The sequence below is a fragment of the Streptomyces sp. NPDC037389 genome, from assembly GCF_040636475.1.
Taxonomy (GTDB): Bacteria; Actinomycetota; Actinomycetes; order Streptomycetales; family Streptomycetaceae; genus Streptomyces; species Streptomyces hesseae.
The window spans coordinates 33536-56037 of the sequence record NZ_JBEZUS010000004.1; the positions used below are offsets into that span (position 1 = coordinate 33536).

Genomic DNA, 22502 nt, shown 5'->3' on the forward strand with positions numbered 1-22502 from the left:
CCGGCTTGCCGACCGGCGGCCCCGCCTGCTCGCTACGGCTCCAGGCCCCTGCCCCGCAGCCACGACAGCGGGTCCACCGGCGCGCCACCGCCCGGCCGTACCTCCAGGTGGAGATGCGGGCCGGTGACATTGCCGGTCGCGCCGACCCGGCCGATGACCGTGTCCGTGCCGACCTTGCCCGACGTGACCACCATCGACGACAGGTGGCAGTACCAGACCTCGGTCCCGTCATCGAGCGTCAGCACGATGCGGTAGCCGTACGCGCCCGCCCAGCCCGCCTGGGTGACGGTGCCGCCGCCGACCGCCTTGACCGGGCTGCCGGTGGGGGCGGCGAAGTCCTCGCCGGTGTGGTTCGCGGACCACATGTTTCCCGCCTGGCCGAAGCCGGCGGTGAGGGTGTAGGAGGCCACGGGGAGGGTGAAGGATCCGCCAGCGGTGCCACGGTGCGCGGAGCCGGACGATCCGGTCGAGTGCCGCTCCGGAGTGCCGGCCGTTCCGGCCGCCTCAGCCGTCGCCGCCCCACCGTCCGCCGCCTCCCGCTGCGCGGCCTCGTACGTCGCCGCCTTCGCGTCCGCCGCCTCGCGCTCGGCCGACTCCCGCTCCGCCGCGGCCTTCTCCGCCGCCGCCTTGCGGTGCTGCTCGGCGGCGGCCTGGGCCACGCGCGCCTGCGCCTCGGCCTCGGCGGCGCCCTGCTGGTGCTCGGCCTGCTGGAGGATGCGGGCCCGCAGCACCTCGCCGGCGTCGGCGGTGTCGCGCACGGTACGTACCGTCTCGACGGGGGCCTGCTGCGCCTCGACGGCCCGCTGCCCGCCCCGCTCGTGGCCGTCGGCCATGAACGAGCCGACGACCGGGATGCTCTGGGCCAGGTCCGGCATGGATATGGAGGGCTGCGGACGGTCCTGGGCGCTGGCCATGCCGCCCGCACCGACCGCCGCGATCATTCCGGCGCCGAGCACCGCCCCGCTGCGCGCCATCGTGCCGCCGCGCGGCTTGACGACACGGTGCCGGCCGCGGACGGGCGCCGCCGGGTGGTCCTCGCCGGGGGCCCACTCGTCGGCCGCCGCCCGGGGCGCGGGGGCGGGGACAGTGGCCTCGGGGGCCGGATCCGGCTCGTAGGGGGGAATGTAGGCGGGAACGAACGGGGGGTCGTACGGAGGGTCGTACGGACTGCCGTCGAACGCGGAGCTGTCGGAGCTGTTGGACGCCACGAGGGCGACTCCTTTCCTTCCTGTTCGCCTACCGGGTTAAGCGTGGGGGTCCCCCCAGGCCGTTCAGGCTCTGGGGGAGGGTTCGGAGGAGGAAGGTCTCCTACAGGCCTGCGTTCGGGCCCGATTCACCCCAAATGATGGTTCCCCGGTTCCGCCCACGGGATTCGGCGAAGGCGCACGGCACCGCCCTTGCGACGGCTGCAACGACCGCGCTGCGTTATCGAACGTTAATAGACAGAGCGGCCGGATTCCAAGCCGAAAGAGTGAACCCAGCTGGCATGTTGGGGTTCTTTATGAAGCGCTTATTTCTGATAGTTCGTCAGTCGTTATGCAACTGAATGCGTGCGGGACGGGCGGTGACCTGGGGACGTTTGTGGGTGATGGGCGCGGTACGGAGCCTGCCGTCGATCCGCCGGATGGCGAGCAGGGCCATGTCGTCGTCCGTACGCCCGCCCGCGTGCCGGGTCACGTCCGCCGCGAGGGAGTCCAGCAGGGCGTCGGGGCTGCGGAACTGCTTGCCGTGCAACCGTGGCTGGGGGTCATAGAACGCCCCGGCCGCGTCCCTGGCCTCGGTGACCCCGTCGGTAAACAGCAGCAACGTCGCCCCCACCGGGAACTCCCACTCCTCCACCCGGTCCGGCCACACACCCAGGTCCTCCATCCCCAGCGGCAGGGCGGGCGCTCGGGGGTGGGTGTCCCCGACGGTGCCGTCGGAATGGAGCAGGAGCGGGGGCGGATGGCCGCGGTTGACGATGCGCAGGGCGCCCGCGCCCGGCTGGACCTCGGCCAGGACGGCGGTGGTGAACCCCTCGGCCTGATCGACGTTCGCGCGCCGTGCGCCCTCCCGTTGCAGCGCGCGCTCCAGCCGCACCGCCAGCCCCTCCAGCGTGCGCTCCTGCTCCGCCGCCTCCCGGAACGCGCCGATCAGGATCGCGACCGCCTCCACCGCGCCGAGGCCCTTGCCCCGCACGTCGCCGACGATGACGCGGACGCCGTACGGGGTGTCCTGCACCGCGTAGAGGTCGCCGCCGATCCGGGCGTCGGCCTGCGCGGCGACATAGCGCGCGGCCACGCGGAGCCCGCCGATCCGGGCCGGGGGCGTGGGCAGCACGGCCCGCTGGGCGGCCTCCGCGACGCTCCGTACGGACGCCAGCCGGAGATTGCCGCGCCGTACGACGCGGTTGATGCCCACGGCGAGCGCGCCGACGATCAGGACGGTGGCGACCTCGGTCACCGACTCGCCCGTCTCCGGCGCCTGCCGCGCGAAGGAGAGCGTGACCATCGCCGCCAGGGCCACGACCGCCGTGAGCAGGGTGGCGAAGAGGGAGAGGAGCGGGGCGGCGACGAGGGGCGCGGAGACGAAGAAGGGAGCGGAGGAGTACTTGGGGGGCGTGAGGACGTCGAAAGCGATGCCGCCGACGATGACGGCGGCGGGGAGGCAGCGGGCGACGACGACCGACGTCACCCGCCCGGGGAGCGGCTCGCAGAGTGCATCCGGCCCGGGCGGTGGCCCGACTCGCTTCCCCACCGTGTGCTCCTGACCGGCCGACGTCCCTTGCTCCATACCCGTCCACCCTTGCGGGCGGGGTACGGCCGGGCGAACGGGGATGCGCCGTTCGAGGCCCCGGCCGACTGGCCGGGGCCTCGGGCCGACGGAGTTTCAGGAGGTCGGAGCCTCAGGGCCACAGGCCGGAAGAGGCTCGGGCCGTCAGGGCCTCAGGAAGCGGCAGGACGACGACCGCCGCCGCCGGCGCCGCCTCGGCGCGACCGGCCGACGGCGTTGCCCGGACGGGTGCCGCCGGAGCGCCGGGAGCCCTCGCCGCCGTTGCCGCCGAAGCCGCGGAACGGACGGCCGCCGCCGTTGCCCGCACCGGAGCCGGAGCCGGCGGCCGAACCGGCACCCGAACCGGAACGCGAGCGGGAGCGGGAACCGCGCGAGCGCGACGGCTTGGCACCCTTGTCGCCCTGACCGCCCTGCGGCTGGGCCGGGGCCGGCGGCGCGATGACGACAGGGACACCGCTGGGCTCGCGGGCACCGGTGATACGGGCCAGCTCGGGGTCGGTCGGGTAGGTCTTGATGACGTTCGCGGTGATCTCCGCCGTGGTCATCATGCGGCTCATCTCGCGCCGCTGCTCGGGCAGGACGAACGTGACGACGGTGCCGGACTCACCCGCGCGAGCGGTACGGCCGCCGCGGTGGAGGTAGTCCTTGTGGTCGACCGGCGGATCGATGTTGACGACGAGGTCGAGACCGTCGATGTGGATGCCGCGCGCGGCGACGTTCGTCGCGATCAGCGCGGTGACCTGGTCGGTCCGGAACTGGTCCAGCACCCGGTTGCGCTGCGGCTGGCTCTTGCCGCCGTGCAGCGCGGCGGCGCGGACGCCCTGGGACAGCAGCTTCTTGACCAGCCGGTCGGCGCCACGCTTGGTGTCCACGAACATGATCACGCGCCCGGCGCGGGCCGCGACCCGGCTGACCGCGTCCTTCTTGTCCTGGTCGGTGACGTGGAACAGGTGGTGGTCCATGGTCACCACCGCGCCCACCGACGCGTCGACGGAGTGCGTCACCGGGTCGGTGAGGAAGCGGCGGACGAGCCGGTCGACGTTGCGGTCCAGGGTCGCGGAGAACAGCATCCGCTGACCGCCCGGGGCGACCTGCTCCAGCAGCTTGGTGACCTGCGGCAGGAAGCCCATGTCGGCCATCTGGTCGGCCTCGTCCAGAACCGTGATCGCCACGTCGCGCAGCGAGCAGTCGCCGCGCTGGATGAGGTCCGCGAGCCGGCCCGGCGTCGCGACGAGCACCTCGGCGCCGCGCGCGAGGGTCTGGGCCTGCCGGCCGATGGACATGCCGCCGACGACCGTGGTCATCCGCAGGTTGACGGCGGTCGCGTACGGGGTGAGGGAGTCGGTGACCTGCTGGGCCAGCTCCCGCGTGGGCACGAGGACCAGCGCGAGCGGTCGCTTCGCCTCGGCGCGCCGACCCGCCGTACGGGCCAGCAGCGCCAGGCCGAAGGCGAGGGTCTTGCCCGAGCCCGTACGGCCACGGCCGAGGACGTCACGGCCGGCCAGCGAGTTGGGGAGGGTCGCCGCCTGGATCGGGAAGGGCTCGGTGACGCCCTCGCGGGTCAGCGTGGAGAGCAGACCGCCGGGCATGTCCAGCGCGGCGAAGGAGTCGACGGCCGGCAGGGCCGGCGTCGTGCTGACGGGCGTCTCGAACTCACCCTGGAGAGGGGCGGCGGGGCGACGCTCGGGCTGACGTCCGCCACGGGAACGGGCGGGACGGCCGGAACGGGCGGGGCCCGCCGGACGGCCGGAACGGGCGGAGTCGGCGGAGCGGGACTCCGAGGAGCGGGCGGGGCGTGCGGAACGAGTCATTCGGGGGACCTTCCCTCAGTGGGGTGGCACGCCCGGTTCGGGGACCTCGTTCGCGGGGCGGCCCTGGACGGACGTTCCGGCGTGAGCCCTGGGCGCGCTGGCGCGGGGCGGCAAAAGGCCCGCACCCAGTGGCGCGGGCCTTTTGTCGTGCTGTGCCGCGTGACGCGTCGAGGCGTCACGCTAGGCCGGACGGATCCGGCCGGGGTCGTCAGATGTTGACGATGTTCTCCGCCTGCAGGCCCTTCTGGCCCTGCGTGACGTCGAAGGAGACCTTCTGGCCCTCGAAGAGCTCACGGAAGCCGTTCGTGGCGATGTTCGAGTAGTGGGCGAAGACGTCGGGGCCGCCGCCGTCCTGCTCGATGAAGCCGAAGCCCTTTTCCGAGTTGAACCACTTCACGGTGCCGGTAGCCATGTCTTACTCCTTTGGATGGGGTGGGTCCCCAGACCGGAACAGACCGGCAAAAACAAAAATGCGCCATCGGCTACAGAACCGAGGCGCACACAAGTTCATGGGTACCACAATTGCAACTTGGTCGACCGTACCATACGACCACCCGGGATGGCCATGGCCTTCTCCCCGCCAAGGCCCGGGGCGGGCACCCCGCCACCCCGGCTCCCTCCCCTACCGCGCCCCTATAACTCGACGCCCTGAGCCCTGGCATGGCGGTCGGCGGCCACTTCCGCCTCCGCCTCGTCGAGATACACCTCACAGACGAGCCGTCCGTCGGCCGTCATGTTGTGCTCCAGCTCCCAGAGGCTGACCTCGCCGCCGCCCTCCAGCAGGAACGCGTGCTCGTAGAACCGGCACCAGGTGGCGTCGCGGCCCGTGGCCCGGCGCCTGGGCTTGGTGATCAGCGCGATGTGGTGGCCGAGCGCCCCCTGGAGCAGCTCGCGGACGACCTCCCCGGGCCCGTCCGCATTCTCCGCGCGGCGCAGCAGCCTGCGGGCATGGTCGGGCGAGGCCTCGGAGACGTACTCCCGGCGGGGCCTGGTCGGGCCCATCGCGAGGAGCAGCTCCTCCGCCAGCCAGGCGGGCAGCTCCTCGGACTCGCTCCCCGGTCCGATGCCCCCGCCGCCGATCCGGTCGTGCACCCGGCGTTCGGCGGCGTCGAGCGCGCCGTCGTCGGTGTAGAGCTCGTAGAGGAAGCGCTCCTGCGGTCCCGTGTCGTGCTCCAGCTCGTAGAGCACGAGGCTGCTGCCGTCGGCGAGCAGGAAGATGTGCCGGTAGGTGTTGCACCGGAGGGGACGCCGGCCGTCGTTGCGCTGACGGTACGAGCGGAGCTCGGTCTGGTGCATCAGCGCCGTGCGCAGCCGGTCCAGGAGCGGCTCGCCGATCTCGAAGCCGTTCTGGGCCCGTTTCAGCAGCTCCGCCACCTGCTCTGCGGGCGTCTGCTCGGCTGGCGTCTGCTCGGCGGGCGCCCGCTCGGAGCCGGTGGAGCCGTCCGGCTCGCCGCCCCGCCCGCTCTCGCCCTCGCCCCCGCCCGCTCGCGTCTTCGCCATGCCCGTCGCCTCCCGACCTCGCCGCACCACTACTGCCCACCCCGCGCACTTACCGTAGCGGCGTGAACACACGCCGGGGGCGGGGTTTTCACCAACTGGCGGGTTCGCCCGCGCTCGCGTTCGCCGCCCCCTCGCGGTGCGGGACCTCGACCGCGGACCGTTCGTGGCCGGTCGCGCCCACGCGGCGGTAGCCGTATGAAGGCACTGCCCCGCGCCCCTTACAGGGGCGGTCCCTCCGTCGTTCGTACGCCCAGCCACCAGCCCGTCAGCGCCGCCGCCGACAACAGAACGCCCGCTCCTACGAACGCCCCGACCGGAGCCGCGTCCACGACGGGCGGCAGCAGGAGGAGTCCGGCCATCCCGGCCGACCGCGTGACCGTCTGGTCGACGGTCAGGAGCCGGAGGCGCTCGGCCGGGGCGAAGCGGGTCAGGTGGGCGCGCAAGGTCACGGCGCAGATGGGGAAGAGGAGGCCGGAGACGACGCACAGGGCGATCACAGTCGTCATGGAGCCCGCCACGCCCAGCCCGGCCAGCGCGAATCCGGACAGCGCCCAGGCGAGGCAGTACGTGGTGATCCACGACTCGGCGGGCACGGCCGGGTCGCCGTCGGTCCGCCGTCCGGCGAACTGGCCGGTGAGCAGGTTCCCGGCGAGTCCGCCGGCGGCCGTGGCGGCGAGGGCCAGGCCGTATCCGGTGGCGCCCTGGCCGAAGCGGGAGACGAGCAGTGGGGGCAGGCCGACGGTCGAGACCGCCGCGGTGAACAGGGCCACGCCGTGCACGGCGACCGCGATCGCGATCCGGGGGTGGCGGTGGAGCAGGGACCGGGCGCGTACGTCCGGTCCCTGCCGCCCGGAGGCGGGCGGGTCCCCCGGCGCGTCGTCCGCCCTCCCCTCCGTCGCCGTGCGGTGGCCGAGCCAGCCGAGGGCCAGGGCCGAGACGACGAAGGTGCAGCCGTCGACGGCGAACAGTTCGATCTCGGACACGAGCAGCAGGAGGACCCCCACGCTCCCCTGCCCGAGCACGCCCGCGATCCTCGACGTCAGGTCGAACAGGCCGCTGACCAGCGGCAGCTCCTCGACCGGCACCAGCTGGGGCACCAGCGCGCCGAAGTTGGGGTCGAAGAGCGCGCTGAGCGTGCCGAGCAGCAGGACGAGCGTCAGCGTGATCAGGAAGCCGGTCGTGTCCGGCGACCAGAACAGCGGTACGGCCAGCGCGACGGCGGCCCGGCCGGCGTCCACCCAGGCCAGGGCGCGCCAGCGGGAGAAGCGGGCCATCACGGAGCCCGCACCGCCGAGGGCTATGTAGCCGAGAGCTATGTAGGGGAGCGACTCGACGGCGGCCACCAGGCCCGTCCGGGAGGACGAGCCCGTCGCCTCGTACACGACCCACATCGCGGCCAGCCCGTACAGCCGGTCGCCCAGCACGGACAGGGTCATCGACAGCCACAGCACCCGCACGGATCGGCAGCGCAACAGACGTATGTGCTTCATCGCCTATGCCTCTGGCCCATGACTCATGGCGTGTTACCTCCGGCACATCCGCCTCCGGTGGCCGCACACGATAGGTCGACTGTCCAGATCGCCTCCCGGGCATTCGCCGTCAAACCCGGACCAGTCCAGCCGCGTCACCACCCGCACGTGTGGCGTTGTTCGCCCCCCGTCTCGGGAAGCGGATGGTGGGGGACGCGCTCGTCCATCCGGGGACGCGCCGCGCGCCAGATGACACCGTGACGACATAGGGTGACGGGAGCATTGCTCCGCGTATTCACGACCATTTCAGGACGCGAGGGATCGACGGCCGCCGGCCTTCCTTCGTCCTGCTGAGGCGAACTGGAGGTTTCCCAGTGGCGAAGGCGAAGTTCGAGCGGACAAAACCGCACGTCAACATCGGCACCATCGGTCACGTCGACCACGGCAAGACCACCCTCACCGCGGCGATCACCAAGGTGCTGCACGACAAGTTCCCGGACCTGAACCCCTACACGCCCTTCGACGAGATCGACAAGGCCCCGGAGGAGCGTCAGCGCGGTATCACCATCTCCATCGCGCACGTCGAGTACCAGACCGCGGCGCGCCACTACGCCCACGTCGACTGCCCGGGTCACGCGGACTACATCAAGAACATGATCACCGGTGCCGCCCAGATGGACGGCGCGATCCTCGTGGTCGCCGCGACCGACGGTCCGATGCCGCAGACCAAGGAGCACGTGCTCCTGGCCCGCCAGTCCGGCGTTCCGTACATCGTCGTCGCCCTGAACAAGGCCGACATGGTGGACGACGAGGAGATCCTGGAGCTCGTCGAGCTCGAGGTCCGCGAGCTCCTCAACGAGTACGAGTTCCCGGGTGACGACGCCCCGGTCGTCAAGATCTCCGCACTGAAGGCGCTCGAGGGCGACCCGACCTGGGTCAAGTCCGTCGAGGACCTGATGGACGCCGTCGACGAGCACATCCCGCAGCCCGAGCGCGACGTCGACAAGCCGTTCCTGATGCCGATCGAGGACGTCTTCACGATCACCGGTCGTGGCACCGTCGTCACCGGTCGTATCGAGCGCGGCATCCTCAAGGTCAACGAGACCGTCGACATCATCGGCATCCACCCGGAGAAGACGACCACGACGGTCACCGGTATCGAGATGTTCCGCAAGCTGCTCGACGAGGGCCAGGCGGGCGAGAACGTCGGCCTGCTGCTCCGCGGCATCAAGCGCGAGGACGTCGAGCGCGGCCAGTGCATCATCAAGCCCGGTTCGGTCACCCCGCACACCGAGTTCGAGGCCACGGCCTACATCCTCTCGAAGGACGAGGGCGGCCGTCATACCCCGTTCTTCAACAACTACCGTCCGCAGTTCTACTTCCGTACGACTGACGTGACCGGTGTTGTGACCCTCAAGGAGGGCACAGAGATGGTCATGCCCGGCGACAACGCCGAGATGACGGTCCAACTCATCCAGCCGATCGCCATGGAGGAGGGCCTGCGCTTCACCATCCGCGAGGGCGGCCGCACCGTCGGCGCCGGCCAGGTCACCAAGATCACAGCCTAGGGGCGCGACGGCGATGGGGGGCGACGGGGAGGAAAAGGCGGGAACGGGACATCGCCAAGGGCTGGCCAGAGGACCCTGGAGCCGGGTCGGCGGCCCCGTTCCCAACCGACACGCTAGCGTCCGCCCCTGGCCGGGCACCGGACCCAGGGCGGCGTGGCGGCGGGAAACCACTCGGGGAAAAGCCTTGGGAAAAGCCTTGAGGCCCAGGTCAGAACGGTCCGACCTGGGCCTCGGCGGTAGGCCGTGTGGGACTCGAACCCACAACCAATGGATTAAAAGTCCACTGCTCTGCCAATTGAGCTAACGGCCCGCACACCGCAGCATAGCCCGGCCGACCGTGGATGCCCGAGTCGTTATGGCCCCGGACATCGCGCGGATGTCCGGAAACGGCTCCGGACGGCCGAGGGCCCGTACGGCGTGAATGCCGTACGGGCCCTCAGTTCAGCTGTGGAGACCAGCCGTTGGATCGATCGCTCGATCAGCCGTTGCGCTTCCAGCGCGGCTTCTCGGCGCGGCGGTCGAAGGAGCCGGCGCCACGGTGGTCGTCACGACGGCCGTGGGGGCGGTCGCCGCCACCGGAGCGGAAGCCGCTGGAGGGACGGTCGTCACGACGGTCGCGGTTGAACGGGCGGTCGCCGCCGGCGGAACGGTAGCCGCCACCGGAGGGACGGTCGTCACGACGGAACGACGGGCGGTCGTCGCGGCGGAAGCCGCCACGGTCGCCACCGCGGTCGCCGCCACGGTCGCCGTCACGGCGGTCGTCGCGACGGAAGCCGCCACGGTCGCCACCGCGCTCGTCACGGTCGTCACGACGGAACGACGGGCGGTCGTCACGACGGAAACCACCACGGTCGCCACCGCGCTCACCGTCACGACGGTCGTCACGACGGAACGACGGGCGGTCGTCGCGACGGAAGCCACCGCGGTCGCCACCGCGCTCACCGTCACGGCGGTCGTCGCGACGGAAGCCGCCACGGTCGCCACCGCGCTCGTCACGGTCGTCACGACGGAACGACGGACGGTCGTCACGACGGAAACCACCACGGTCACCGCCACGGTCGCCGTCACGGCGGTCGTCGCGACGGAAGCCACCGCGGTCGCCACCGCGCTCGTCACGGTCGTCGCGGCGGAAGCCACCGCCACGGCGCTCGAAGTTGCCCCGCTCGTCGCGGCGCTCGGAGGCGTTCTGCGCCGGGATGGCGGCGGCCTCGGCGGCAGCGGCCTCGGCCTTGAGCTCCTCGGCGGCAGCGGCGACGGCGGCCTCCGGGTCCTCGCCACGCTCACGGGCGGCACGGGCCACCAGGCGGTCGGCCTCCTCGCGGAGCTCCGTCGCACGGCGCTGGGCGCGCTCCAGCTGGCGGGTCAGGTCCTGGAGCTCGCGCTCGGCCTGCTTGGCGGCGTTGGCCACCGAGTCGGCCTGGACCTCGGTGAGGGAACGGGCGCCGGTGATCTTGGCGACGTCCTCGTCGAAGACGCCGGCACCGCCGACGATGTGGCGCGAGGCGTCGACGCCCGCGTCCTCCATCAGGCGGAAGATCTGCTTGCGCTGGTGCGGCAGGGCCAGGGAGACGACCGTGCCGGACTGGCCGGCGCGGGCGGTACGGCCCGAGCGGTGCAGGTAGTCCTTGTGGTCACCGGCGGGGTCGACGTTGAGGACCAGGTCGATGCCGTCGACGTGGATGCCTCGGGCGGCCACGTCGGTGGCGACCAGGACGTTCACACGGCCGCCCTTGAAGTCCTCCAGGACGCGGGTACGGGCGCCCTGGGTCATGCCGCCGTGCAGCGCGTCCGCGCGGACACCGGAGTCGAGCAGCTGCTCGGCGACGCGGTCGGCGCCCATCTGGGTGCGGACGAAGATGATCGTGCGGCCCTTGCGGGCGGCGATCGCGGCCGTGACCGGCGCCTTGTCCTTCGGCTTCACGACGAGGACGTGGTGGGTCATGGTGGAGACGGCGCCCGCCGAGGGGTCGACCTCGTGCGTGACCGGGCTGACCAGGTAGCGCTTGACGAGGGTGTCGATCTCGTTCTCCAGCGTCGCGGAGAACAGCAGGCGCTGGCCGCCGGACGGCACCAGGTCGAGGATCTCGGTGACCTCGGGCAGGAAGCCCATGTCGGCCATCTGGTCGGCCTCGTCGAGGACGGCGACCTGGACCTTGTCGAGGGAGGCGGCACCACGGTTGATGATGTCGCGCAGACGGCCCGGGGTGGCGACGAGGATGTCGACACCGCGCTCCAGGGCGTAGATCTGGTTGCCCATGGACGTACCGCCGCAGACGACCTTCATCTTCAGGCCGAGGACGTCGCCGTACGGCTGGAGGGCGTCGGCGACCTGCATCGCCAGCTCACGGGTCGGGGTGAGGATCAGGCCGCGGGGGCGCTTCTTCTCGGTGTGGCCACCCGCCAGGGTCGACAGCAGCGGCAGACCGAAGGAGAGGGTCTTGCCGGAGCCGGTGCGGCCACGGCCGAGGATGTCCTTGCCGGCCAGGGCGTCCGGGATGGTCGCGGCCTGGATCGGGAAGGGCGTGGTGACGCCGTTCTGGGCCAGCTTGCGGACGATCGCGTCGTCCAGGCCCAGGTCACCGAAGGTGATCTGGGGCTCGGCGGGCTCAGCGGCCTCAGCGGCCTCGACGACCTCGGCGGTGTCGACGGCCGTGTCCGCGATCTCGACGATCTCGGCCGGCTCGACGGCCTCGGACATGGTGGTGGTGTCAGTGGAAATGGACATGCGAAATGCGAAACCTTCCGGAGTTTCGGCACGCGCCCAAGCTCCGTGTCGGCTTCACAAATGACCGCCTCGATGCGGTCAGCCACGGCAAGGTAAGGAACGCGCCACACGGCGCGCTTCTGTGAGGCGCCGGGCAAATGGGATCAAACGATCTACCACCATACGCACCCATCGCCAGGACGCGCAAGCTCCGGTCGCATGGCCTGCGCCACAGTACCCCCGCCGCCGCGCTCCCGGCCGCTCACGAGGGCCCGTCCGCGAGGGCCCGGCGGGGCCCGTCCACAGGGCGGGCACCGCCTACGAGGGCCCCGGCTGCGGCGGGGGCGGCGAGGACGGCGTCGTGGGGGCCGGAGGCGTGGGCGGGGCCTGGGTGGGCGGGGGCTGCGTGGCGGGCTGGGTGGGCACGGGGGGCTTCCCCTGCGCCGGGGAGCCGCCCTGGTTGGGGCCGCTCGGCGGCTTGGGATGATCCCCCGGCTTGCCCGGCTGCCGGGACGCCGACGGGGAGGCCCCCGGGGCGGCCGAGGCCGACGCGGAGGCGGAGGGGCGCGCGTCCTTGGCCGAGGGGCTGCCGCTCGCGCCGCCCTTCACCGACTTTCCGTCCGCGCGGCCGAGGCGGCCCGCCGGGGGCCGCAGCCCGCCGTCCGGCTGGGTCCCGGTCTCGCGCTGCCCGCCCGCCCCCGACGGCGCCGGACGGCCCGGGTCGCTCACGCTCATGCACCCGCTCACGCACCCGCCCAGGGTCAGGGCCAGGGCAGCCGCGGCCACGAAACGGGTGAACGCTGGCGTGTGCGCTGACGTTGCGCGCATGAAGGGGACCGCCTTCGGGTACAGGGGACGAGCGCCCTGCCCAACTGGCCCCGCCCCGCGCAGGACACGCGCGGCGCCCGGCGATCAGCCCTCGATCATCCGTAGCCTCGCCCGTGGCCTCGCCCGTGGCCTCGCCCGTGGCCTCGCCCGCAGGCTCATCCGTAGCCTCGTCCGCAGGCTCATCCGTGGCCTCACCTCACCCGTAGCCCAGCGCGTGGAGGCGCTCGTCGTCGATCCCGAAGTGGTGCGCCACTTCATGAACGACCGTCACCTCGACCTCGGCCACGACCTCGTCCCGCGCGGCGCACATCCGCAGCGTCGGCCCGCGGTAGACCGTGATCCGGTCCGGCAGCACCCCGGCGTACCACTCGCCACGCTCGGTGAGCGGCGTGCCCTCGTAGAGCCCCAGCAGATCCGGGTGCCCGGCCGGGGGCTCGTCCTCGACGAACACGGCGACGTTGTCCATCAGCCGTGTCAGCTCCGGCGGGATCCGGTCCAGACCCTCGGCGACCAGTTCCTCGAACTCCTCGCGCGTCATCTCCAGCACGCCGCCATTGTCCGGCACGAGAGCCTCCGGAGGGGGTCCCGGGACGCCTCCGGCAAACCGTTTTGGCGATCGGTCCCTGCATCCCATATGCTTCTCACGTCCCCGAGGCGCCGACAAAGCGCCCAGGTGGGCCATCAGCCCTCATCGTCTAGTGGCCCAGGACGCCGCCCTTTCAAGGCGGTAGCACGGGTTCGAATCCCGTTGGGGGCACGCTGTACCGTGTGCGAGACTAGTGCTCGCACATAGCATGGTCCTGTGGAGCAGTTTGGAGTGCTCGCCACCCTGTCAAGGTGGAGGCCGCGGGTTCAAATCCCGTCAGGACCGCTTGCGATCACCTCGGTGATCGCATGGCTGGGTAGCTCAGTTGGTACGAGCGTCCGCCTGAAAAGCGGAAGGTCGCCGGTTCGACCCCGGCCCCAGCCACAGTGAGGCCCCCATCGAAAGATGGGGGCCTCGGTGTTTTCCGGGCCGCACGGGCATCCGAGGGCCAGGGGCACGGCAGCCCCTAAATGCGTTCGCCGCTTCGCGGCGCGTGGTGCGATCCTGGATCCCGTATGTCTACGCAGCCTGCCACCCCCGCCGCCTTCGCCGACCTCGCCGCCCGCCTGCCCGAGCTGACGCTGCGCGACGCGCAGCGGCTGGGGCGACGGCTCGACGGGGCCCGTCGCGTCCGCAAGCCCGAGGCCCGTACGGCCGTCCTGGCCGAGATCGCGGCGGAGGTCGAGGCGGCAGAACTGCGCGTCGCGAACCGCCGGGCCGCGATGCCGGCCGTCGACTATCCGGAGCAGCTGCCCGTCAGCCAGAAGAAGGACGCGATCCTCGAGGCGATACGCGACCACCAGGTCGTGATCGTGGCGGGTGAGACCGGCTCCGGCAAGACCACCCAGATCCCCAAGATCTGCATGGAGCTCGGCCGCGGCGTCAAAGGCCTGATCGGGCACACCCAGCCCCGCCGCATCGCCGCCCGTACGGTCGCCGAGCGCGTGGCCGAGGAGCTGCGGACGCCGCTGGGCGAGGCCGTCGGCTGGAAGGTCCGCTTCACCGACCAGGTGGGCGAGACCACCATGGTCAAGCTGATGACCGACGGCATCCTGCTCGCCGAGATCCAGACGGACCGCGAGCTGCGCCAGTACGACACGATCATCATCGACGAGGCGCACGAGCGCAGCCTCAACATCGACTTCCTCCTCGGCTATCTCGCCCAGCTCCTCCCCCGGCGCCCCGACCTCAAGGTCGTGATCACCTCCGCCACCATCGACCCCGAGCGCTTCTCCCGCCATTTCGGCGCCGCGCCGATCGTCGAGGTCTCGGGCCGTACGTATCCCGTGGAAGTCCGCTACCGGCCGCTGCTGGAGGAAGAGTCCTCCGACGCCGACCGTGACCAGATCACCGCGATCTGCGACGCCGTCGACGAGCTCCAGCGGGAGGGGGAGGGCGACATCCTGGTCTTCCTCTCCGGCGAGCGGGAGATCCGCGACACGGCGGACGCGCTGGAGAAGCGCAAATTCAAGTTCACCGAAGTGCTGCCGCTCTACGCGCGGCTCTCCCACGCCGAGCAGCACCGGGTCTTCCAGCGGCACACCGGCCGCCGGATCGTCCTCGCCACGAACGTCGCCGAGACGTCCCTGACCGTTCCCGGCATCAAGTACGTCATCGACCCGGGCTTCGCCCGGATCTCCCGCTACAGCCACCGCACCAAGGTCCAGCGGCTGCCGATCGAGCCGGTCTCGCAGGCCAGCGCCAATCAGCGCAAGGGCCGCTGCGGCCGTACGAGCGACGGCATCTGCGTCCGGCTGTACTCGGAGGACGACTTCCTCGCGCGGCCCGAGTTCACGGACGCGGAGATCCTCCGGACGAACCTGGCGTCGGTCATCCTCCAGATGACGGCGGCGGGCCTCGGCGACATCGAGAAGTTTCCTTTCATCGACGCGCCGGACCGCCGGAACGTCAAGGACGGTGTCGATCTGCTCCAGGAGCTGGGGGCGGTCGATCCGCAGCAGAAGGATCCGAAGAAGCGGCTCACACCGCTGGGGCGGAAGCTCTCCCAGCTGCCCGTGGACCCCCGGCTGGCCCGCATGGTGCTGGAGGCCGACCGCAACGGCTGTGCCCGCGAGGTCATGGTGATCGCGGCCGCGCTGTCGATCCAGGACCCGCGCGAGCGGCCGTCGGAGAAGCAGGCGCAGGCCGATCAGCAGCACGCCCGGTTCAAGGACGAGACCAGCGACTTCCTCGCCTTCCTGAACCTGTGGCGGTACATCCGCGAGCAGCAGCGGGAGCTGTCGTCCTCGGCCTTCCGCCGGATGTGCAAGTCGGAGTATCTGAACTATCTGCGCATACGCGAGTGGCAGGACATCTACTACCAGCTGCGCACGGTCGCCAAGACGATGGGCATCCACCTCGCCGAGGAGGACGCGCCGGCGGAGCGGGTGCACCAGTCGCTGCTGTCGGGCCTGCTGTCGCACATCGGCCTGAAGGACACCGAGAAGAACAATGAATTCGTCGGTGCCCGCAACGCCAAGTTCGCGGTGTTCCCGGGTTCGGCGCTCTTCAAGAAGCCGCCGCGCTGGGTGATGTCGGCGGAGCTGGTGGAGACCTCCCGGCTGTGGGCGCGCGTCAACGCGCGGATCGAGCCGGAATGGGTCGAGCCGCTCGCCGAGCACCTGGTGAAGCGCACGTACAGCGAGCCGCACTGGGAGCAGAAGCAGGCGGCGGTGATGGCGTACGAGCGGGTGACGCTCTACGGCGTGCCGATCGTGGCGCAGCGGAAGGTGAATTACGGGCGGATCGACCCGGAGATCAGCCGTGAGCTGTTCATCCGCAACGCGCTCGTCGAGGGCGACTGGCGGACGCACCATCAGTTCTTCCATGACAACCGCAAACTGCTGGGCGAGGTCGAGGAGCTGGAGCACCGCGCCCGGCGGCGTGACATTCTCGTGGACGACGAGACGCTGTTCGACTTCTACGACCAGCGGCTGCCGGAACACGTGGTCTCCGGAGCGCATTTCGATTCCTGGTGGAAGCACAAGCGGCGTGACGAGCCGGAGTTGCTCAATTTCGAGCACTCCATGCTCATCAACGAGAACGCGGAGGCCGTCACCAAGGACGACTATCCGGACTCCTGGCGGCAGGGCCGGCTGAAGTTCAAGGTGACGTACCAGTTCGAGCCGGGCGCGGACGCGGACGGTGTGACCGTCCACGTCCCGCTCCAGGTGCTCAACCAGGTCTCCGCCGAGGGCTTCGACTGGCAGATCCCGGGGCTGCGGGAGGACCTGGTCACGGAGCTGATCCGGTCGCTGCCCAAGCCGATCCGCCGCAATTGCGTCCCCGCGCCGAACTTCGCCCAACGCTTTCTGGACGGCTTTTCCGGATCGACCGCACTGCCGCTCCAGGAGCCGCTGACGACCGCGCTGGCGCACGGGCTGCACCGGATGACGGCGGTGCGGATGGAGGCGGAGGACTTCGACCTCGCCAAGGTCCCCGACCATCTGAAGATCACTTTCCGGGTGGTCGACGAGCGCAAGCGCAAGATCGCCGAGGACAAGGACCTGGAGGCCCTGCGGCTGCGGCTCAAGCCGAAGACGCAGGCCGCGATCACCAAGGCCTTCGAGCAGGCCGCGGAGAAGACGGATGGCGCCTCCGGCGGCACCGCCCGTCCCGAGCAGCGTTCGGGGCTGACGTCGTGGACGGTCGGGACGCTGCCGCGCACCTTCGAGACGCGTCGCGCGGGCCAGCCGGTGAAGGCGTTCCCGGCGCTGGTCGACGAGGGGTCCTCGGTGGCCGTGCGGCTCTTCGACACCGAGCCCGAGCAGCGCGAGGCGATGTGGGCCGGCGTCCGCCGGCTGATCCTGCTGAACCTGCCGTCGAACCCGGCGAAGTTCGCCCAGGACAAGCTCGGCAATCAGCAGAAGCTCGCGCTGTCGCGGAATCCCCACGGCTCGATCCAGGCGCTCTTCGAGGACTGTGTCGCGGGCTCCGCGGACAAGCTGATGGCGGCGCACGGCGGTCCCGTGTGGGACGAGGAGTCCTTCCGCAAGCTCTTCGACGCCGTCCGGGCCGACATCGTCGACGCGACGCTGGACACGATCCGCCGGACGCAGGAGGTGCTGGCAGCCTGGCAGGCGTGCGAGCGCCGGCTGAAGGCCACGACGAGCCCGGTGCTGCTGACGTCGCTCACGGACGTCAAACAGCAGCTGGCGGAGCTGATCAAGCCGGGCTTCGTCACGGCGCACGGCGTCCGCCGCCTGCCGGACCTGCTCCGCTATCTGGTGGCCGTCGACCGCCGGCTGACCCAGCTGCCCACCAACGCCGAGCGGGACCGGGCCCGGCTGGCGAAGGTCCAGGAGATGCGCGACGAGTACGCGTGGCTGCTGGAGCAGTTCCCCAAGGGCCGCCCCGTGCCCCAGGAGGCCCGGGAGATCCGCTGGATGATCGAGGAGCTCCGGGTGAGCTACTTCGCCCACGCGCTGGGCACGGCCTACCCGGTCTCGGACAAGCGGATCGTCAAGGCGATCGACAAGCTGGCCCCGTAGCGGGGCACCCGCGGACGGCGCCCCGGAGGTGTGGGCGCCGTCACGGGGCGCTGGTTCGACCGCACCCCCTGACCTGCTGTAGAGTCTGTCTCGCAAGAACGCGAGAGCGGGAAAGCAAGCAAGGTCCTGTGGAGCAGTTTGGAGTGCTCGCCACCCTGTCAAGGTGGAGGCCGCGGGTTCAAATCCCGTCAGGACCGCAGTAGAGTCGGAGCCCGTATCCCCCAGGGATACGGGCTCCGCCGTTTGTGCGACCGGGGGCAAGTGCCCCGGGAGCCCGCCGACTTGAAGGCCCGGATCCGGACCCCCGGATCCGGGCCTCGGTGCTTTTGACCTTGACTGCGACACGTGCCAGGGGTACCCCAGTCAGTGGGAGGTGCCGCGCCCTATGACGACGACCGAGCGCAGCCGGCACGAGACGAGGGCGCTGCTGCGCGCCCATCTCTCCGCCGCGGCCGGCTATCGCCACCTGACGAGACACTGCCCGGTCTGCCACCGGCTCCTGCGGCTCGCCCAGGAGGCCGGGAGCGACCAGGAGGCGCCACGGGAGGGGAGTCCCCTCCCCCGGTGACGTACGGCGGCTCCGGGGGCGGTGACGGGGGGTGGCACGGGCGCCGCCGGGCAGTGGCTCCGCAGAGTGACCGCGAGCGGCAAGTCCTTTACCCCAGCGGCATGATGGGGGACAAGCATGCCGCGATGTGACGGGAGTCACTGAAAGTATTTCCATGGTAGGGGAACTCACCCCCTCCCTACACCGAGTCAATTTAATATGTGCAATTGCACCGACCTTCCGGTCTTCCGCCGGCGCGTCCGGTGGACCCGGGTACGGGCACGCCGGACGCGCCCGCGCGGGGATACCGGCGCATAAAAAAGATCGCGCTGGACTCGGCGGAGTCCAGCGCGATCGACGGCCGGCCCAAGTCGGTGGGCGAGACGCCTGTTGGGGCAGGCATCTGTCTTTACCGTCTGTGGAGCTTCAGCTGGGCGAGAGCCGGGTTGGGGGCCCCGGAAATCGCCCGGTCATTCAGTTGTTCAGCTGTTCAGGCCTCGCTGCGCTGCTGCGGAATGCCCGCCAGCAGGGCACGGACCTCCGCTTCGCGGTAACGGCGGTGTCCTCCGAGCGTGCGGATGGACGTGAGCTTGCCAGCCTTGGCCCAGCGGGTGACCGTCTTCGGGTCCACGCGGAACATCGTGGCAACCTCAGCCGGGGTCAGCAGCGGCTCGGCATCAGGGGTGCGAGCGGTCATGAGCGGCCTCCTCGGGAGAACCGAACCATCACGTCGGTTCTTTCCTCTAAATTCTGCACCTTGACCCGCGTTGCCCGAAATGGCGGACGCGGGCCGAGTCGGTTATAGGACGAACGGCTTGTCCTCGGCACTACAACTACACCATCTGTCCAGCCACGTCGGCCAAACCGATGGAATTGCCCTCTCAGGTGTTCAACCTCGACGGAACCCGATGGACCATGCCATAGCGGACAGTCACCCCGCCGTGACGATCAGTCACAGCGGGATCAAACAGATCAGGGGTCACCAGATCCGCCAAGGAGTGCAATACCGAACTATCCGCCCTTACTTGGGCGGAAGGAACCCTTCCCAGACTCCTTGTCCTATTTTGCCATGGGGATGGGCGATGGGCGCAAGACCTAACGTAAGTGCGTTAGGTCACGGTTGCCGCAATGGCCCGGATCGGGACCTAGGTCCTGATCGCGGCACCGGCCGGCCGCCGGTGCCGGGCAGTCAGTTGGCGAACTGCCGGTCGCGGACCGTCCTCCAACGCTCCGTCAGCCGCTCGTACGCCGCACCGGCCCGCGCCCCGTCTCCCGCCCGCAGCGCCGCCAGCCCGTCCGCCGTGTCGGCGGCCGAGTGGTCCTCGGCCAGCCGTGCCTCGGGAACCATATGCACAAGTCCGCCGTAGTCCAGCTCCACCAGGGACCGCGGATGGAACTCTTCCAGCCACCGCCCGACCTCCACGAGCCCGTCGATCAGCGGCCCCTCGTCCATCGCGTCCCGGAGCGTACGCAATCCGCGGGCCACCCGCCGACGCGCCTGGACCATCGGAGTCCGGTAGCGCAGCAGGAGTCCCCCGCCACTCTCCCGGCCCTCCGGCGCGGATTTGCCGTACTCGCGCTCGTCGTCCGAGAAGAGCACGAACCAGCGCAGCGGCACCTGCCACGTCGCCGTCCTGATCCACGGCCGGGCGTCCGGGTTGCGGGCCGCCCAGCGCTCGTGGTCCGCGGCGGCCTGGCGCCGCACCACGGGCGGCAGCGCCGCGTCCAGCACGGGCGCGGGAAACCGCTCCGCCAGTTCCCGCAGCGCCAGCCAGCCCCGCAGCCGGGTGCGCCAGGGGCAGACGCACACCACACCGTCCACGACGGCCACGAAGGCGTCGCCGCTCTCGTGCACCGGGACCGGGACGGGCGGGGTGGGCAGCAGATCCGCCAGCGAGCGGCGCAGTTCGTCCTGGGCCCCGGGAAGGCTCTCCCGGCGCGCGTACCGCAGCCAGTGGGACCGCTCCGGCTCCGGGAACGCGGCCAGCGGCTCGTAGACCCGCAGATAGGCCGCGTACGGCACGGTCACCGACGACGCCACGCCCACGCTCGCTCCCTCAAGCCGTAGGTCACCTCCGGGGAGTTGCGGGTGCCTCTCCCCATACCGTCCAAATCGTCCCATGGCACCGGAGCCCGGGAGAGTGATCCTCGGCACGAGCCCGGCCGGCCGGGCCGCCAGGCCCTACCCTCGTGCCCAACCGGCCCTCCACCACCCCAGCGAGGGCGACCTCCGCGGCATATGGGAGTCACCACCGTGACCGACGTACGTCCTACCAGCGGCGCCGACGACGGCGTACTGCGCACCCTCTTCCGTTCCGACCAGGGCGGCCATGAACAGGTCGTGCTCTGCCAGGACGCCGAGAGCGGCCTCAAGGCCGTGATCGCCCTCCATTCCACGGCCCTGGGCCCGGCCCTGGGCGGGACCCGATTCCACCCGTACGAGTCCGACGAGGACGCGGTACGGGACGCGTTGAACCTCTCCCGCGGCATGTCGTACAAGAACGCCCTGGCGGGGCTCGACCACGGCGGCGGAAAGGCTGTGATCATCGGCGATCCCGATCTGATCAAGTCCGAGCAGCTGCTGCTTGCGTACGGACGCTTCGTGGCCTCGCTGGGTGGCCGTTATGTCACCGCATGCGACGTCGGCACGTATGTACAGGACATGGACGTGGTCGCCCGGACGAACCGCTGGACCACGGGCCGCTCGCCCGAGCAGGGCGGCGCCGGCGACTCCTCCGTGCTCACCGCCTTCGGCGTCTTCCAGGGCATGCGGGCCGCCGCCAGAACGAAGTGGGGCGAGCCGACGCTGCGCGGGCGCCGGGTGGGCGTCGCCGGCGTCGGCAAGGTCGGCCACCACCTGGTGGAGCACCTGGTCCAGGACGGCGCGGAGGTCGTGATCACGGACGTCCGGGCCGCCGCGGCCGAGCGGATCCTGGCCCGGCACCCCCGGATCACGGCCGTGGACGACGCCGCCGCACTGGTCCGCGCCCCGCTCGACGTCTACGCCCCCTGCGCCCTCGGCGGCGCGCTGGACGACGAGACCGTGGCCGTCCTCACCGCCTCCGTGGTCTGCGGCGCGGCCAACAACCAGCTCGCCCACCCGGGGGTCGAGAAGGACCTCGCCGACCGGGGCGTGCTCTACGCGCCGGACTATGTGGTGAACGCCGGTGGAGTGATCCAGGTCGCCGATGAACTCCTCGGCTTTGATTTCGACCGGGCGAAGGCCAAGGCGACCAAGATTTACGACACGACTTTGGCCATATTCGACCGCGCGCGAGCGGACGGCGTTCCGCCGGCCGTCGCGGCGGACCGGCTCGCCGAGCAGCGCATGGCGGAGGCCAGGGCCGAGGCGGCACGGGAGGCGGTGAGCACGGTCCCCGCCCCCGCGCGGTGACCCTCCGTGTCCCGACTGGCCCGCTCGGGTGATCTTCCGCCCGGGCGGGCGACCGGTGCCCGCACGGCGATCTCCACAGGGATCCCCACAGAAGAGTGACCGGAAGGCGGCGGAAGGAGAGATCTCTCACCACCCCTCGGCGGGTCGGCGCTCGGGACACGTTAAAATCGCAGCTGACCAGCGCGTACTGGACCTCTTCCGGGTCCGGCTCCGTGGCACGTCATGCGGGCGACGTACCGTATGGCCGCGGAAGCAGGTACCGTTGAAGCTCTACAGGCCGGACACCTCCTACAGGGGTCCGCTCTGACTCATGAACGTGAACGCGTGTCAAGACTCTGGGGCCGTCGAGCCCCGTCAATGAGGGGGTCGAGCCATGGGGCGCGGCCGGGCCAAGGCCAAGCAGACAAAGGTCGCCCGCCAGCTGAAGTACAACAGCGGCGGGACCGACCTCTCACGTCTGGCCAATGAGCTGGGCGCAACGCAGCCGTCGATCAAGCAGCCGCCAGAGAGCGAGCCGCTTGTTGAGGACGACGAGCTGGAGGACGACCCGTACGCTCAGTACGCGGCGCGTTACAACGACGAGGAAGAGGACGAGCACTCGTCCGACCCGTCGGTGTATCGCCGTCGCACTTGACGCGGTAGTCATAGCTTTCAGTGACCCGGTTCGGGGCTTCGCCCCGGACCGGGTTCTGCGCTGTCCTGATGCCGTTGTGCAGATGCTGCGGGGCGGGGGGGGGGGGCGGGGGCGGCGCCGCCGCCGGCGCCGGCCCGAACCCCACCCGCGGGAGGCCGAAGTCGCGCGGCAACCGGAGGAACGCGCGCGAGGGCGCCCC

General features: G+C 71.0%; 16 protein-coding genes, 5 tRNA genes and 1 riboswitch. Of the genes, 9 read left to right on the forward strand and 12 right to left on the reverse strand.

Annotation, left to right across the window (positions count from 1 at the left end; genetic code table 11):
• Positions 1-32: 32 nt before the first annotated feature.
• The 6 genes from AB0E98_RS09740 to AB0E98_RS09765 all read right to left on the reverse strand — a co-directional run bounded on the left by AB0E98_RS09740 (position 33) and on the right by AB0E98_RS09765 (position 7573).
• Entirely contained in the window at positions 33-1208 is a 1176-nt protein-coding gene (locus AB0E98_RS09740; protein ID WP_361700641.1) for a M23 family metallopeptidase, read from the reverse strand.
• Between the two features lie 11 nt (positions 1209-1219).
• Positions 1220-1388, reverse strand: a riboswitch (cyclic di-AMP (ydaO/yuaA leader).
• Positions 1389-1527: 139 nt separating this feature from the next.
• Positions 1528-2673: a PP2C family protein-serine/threonine phosphatase gene (locus AB0E98_RS09745; protein WP_361701503.1), complete on the reverse strand. Its 1146-nt coding sequence runs from the start codon at positions 2671-2673 to the stop codon at positions 1528-1530.
• Between the two features lie 251 nt (positions 2674-2924).
• On the reverse strand, positions 2925-4583 hold the full coding sequence (locus AB0E98_RS09750; protein ID WP_361700643.1) for a DEAD/DEAH box helicase: 1659 nt from the start codon (positions 4581-4583) through the stop codon (positions 2925-2927).
• A gap of 208 nt (positions 4584-4791) precedes the next feature.
• Positions 4792-4995, reverse strand: coding sequence for a cold-shock protein (locus tag AB0E98_RS09755; protein ID WP_311612941.1), 204 nt, complete (start codon positions 4993-4995; stop codon positions 4792-4794).
• A gap of 221 nt (positions 4996-5216) precedes the next feature.
• Entirely contained in the window at positions 5217-6083 is an 867-nt protein-coding gene (locus AB0E98_RS09760) for a DUF6227 family protein (protein WP_361700646.1), read from the reverse strand.
• Positions 6084-6301: 218 nt separating this feature from the next.
• The gene (locus AB0E98_RS09765) at positions 6302-7573 is read right to left on the reverse strand and encodes an MFS transporter (RefSeq protein WP_361700649.1); all 1272 of its coding nucleotides are present in this window, start codon (positions 7571-7573) and stop codon (positions 6302-6304) included.
• 353 nt (positions 7574-7926) lie between these two features.
• On the opposite strand from AB0E98_RS09765, the gene tuf reads away from it, so the two are divergent.
• Entirely contained in the window at positions 7927-9120 is a 1194-nt protein-coding gene (gene tuf, locus AB0E98_RS09770; protein WP_361700651.1) for an elongation factor Tu, read from the forward strand.
• Between the two features lie 237 nt (positions 9121-9357).
• On the opposite strand, the gene AB0E98_RS09775 is transcribed toward tuf, so the two are convergent.
• The 4 genes from AB0E98_RS09775 to AB0E98_RS09790 form a co-directional block, all read right to left on the reverse strand.
• Positions 9358-9430: transfer RNA gene (locus tag AB0E98_RS09775), tRNA-Lys, on the reverse strand.
• Positions 9431-9598: 168 nt separating this feature from the next.
• On the reverse strand, positions 9599-11845 hold the full coding sequence (locus tag AB0E98_RS09780; protein ID WP_361700654.1) for a DEAD/DEAH box helicase: 2247 nt from the start codon (positions 11843-11845) through the stop codon (positions 9599-9601).
• A gap of 297 nt (positions 11846-12142) precedes the next feature.
• A complete protein-coding gene (locus tag AB0E98_RS09785) occupies positions 12143-12559 on the reverse strand; it encodes a hypothetical protein (protein ID WP_361700656.1) in 417 nt (138 codons plus the stop codon).
• A gap of 289 nt (positions 12560-12848) precedes the next feature.
• Complete coding sequence (locus AB0E98_RS09790) at positions 12849-13199, reverse strand: metallopeptidase family protein (protein ID WP_361701505.1); 351 nt, start codon at positions 13197-13199, stop codon at positions 12849-12851.
• Positions 13200-13336: 137 nt separating this feature from the next.
• On the opposite strand from AB0E98_RS09790, the gene AB0E98_RS09795 reads away from it, so the two are divergent.
• The 6 genes from AB0E98_RS09795 (at position 13337) to AB0E98_RS09820 (ending at position 18296) form a co-directional block, all read left to right on the forward strand.
• Positions 13337-13409 (forward strand) — tRNA-Glu (locus tag AB0E98_RS09795).
• Between the two features lie 39 nt (positions 13410-13448).
• Positions 13449-13523 (forward strand) — tRNA-Asp (locus AB0E98_RS09800).
• 25 nt (positions 13524-13548) lie between these two features.
• Positions 13549-13622, forward strand: a tRNA-Phe gene (locus AB0E98_RS09805).
• A 131-nt stretch (positions 13623-13753) separates the two neighbouring features.
• Entirely contained in the window at positions 13754-17728 is a 3975-nt protein-coding gene (gene hrpA / locus AB0E98_RS09810) for an ATP-dependent RNA helicase HrpA (RefSeq protein ID WP_361700659.1), read from the forward strand.
• Positions 17729-17850: 122 nt separating this feature from the next.
• Positions 17851-17925, forward strand: a tRNA-Asp gene (locus tag AB0E98_RS09815).
• A gap of 188 nt (positions 17926-18113) precedes the next feature.
• Positions 18114-18296, forward strand: coding sequence for a DUF6274 family protein (locus AB0E98_RS09820; RefSeq protein ID WP_361700662.1), 183 nt, complete (start codon positions 18114-18116; stop codon positions 18294-18296).
• A gap of 469 nt (positions 18297-18765) precedes the next feature.
• Here the strand turns inward: AB0E98_RS09820 and bldC are convergent, their stop codons facing one another.
• Positions 18766-18972: a developmental transcriptional regulator BldC gene (bldC, locus tag AB0E98_RS09825; RefSeq protein WP_003949541.1), complete on the reverse strand. Its 207-nt coding sequence runs from the start codon at positions 18970-18972 to the stop codon at positions 18766-18768.
• A 492-nt stretch (positions 18973-19464) separates the two neighbouring features.
• Positions 19465-20322 carry a hypothetical protein gene (locus tag AB0E98_RS09830; RefSeq protein WP_361700665.1) on the reverse strand — a complete coding sequence of 286 codons (858 nt, stop codon included), beginning with the start codon at positions 20320-20322 and terminating at the stop codon, positions 19465-19467.
• A gap of 192 nt (positions 20323-20514) precedes the next feature.
• Here AB0E98_RS09830 and AB0E98_RS09835 point away from each other — a divergent pair, with 192 nt between their 5' ends.
• Positions 20515-21669, forward strand: coding sequence for a Glu/Leu/Phe/Val dehydrogenase dimerization domain-containing protein (locus AB0E98_RS09835; protein WP_361700668.1), 1155 nt, complete (start codon positions 20515-20517; stop codon positions 21667-21669).
• 373 nt (positions 21670-22042) lie between these two features.
• Positions 22043-22303, forward strand: a complete 261-nt coding sequence (locus AB0E98_RS09840) for a DUF3073 domain-containing protein (protein WP_311612906.1) — start codon at positions 22043-22045, stop codon at positions 22301-22303.
• The last annotated feature ends 199 nt before the right edge of the window (positions 22304-22502 follow it).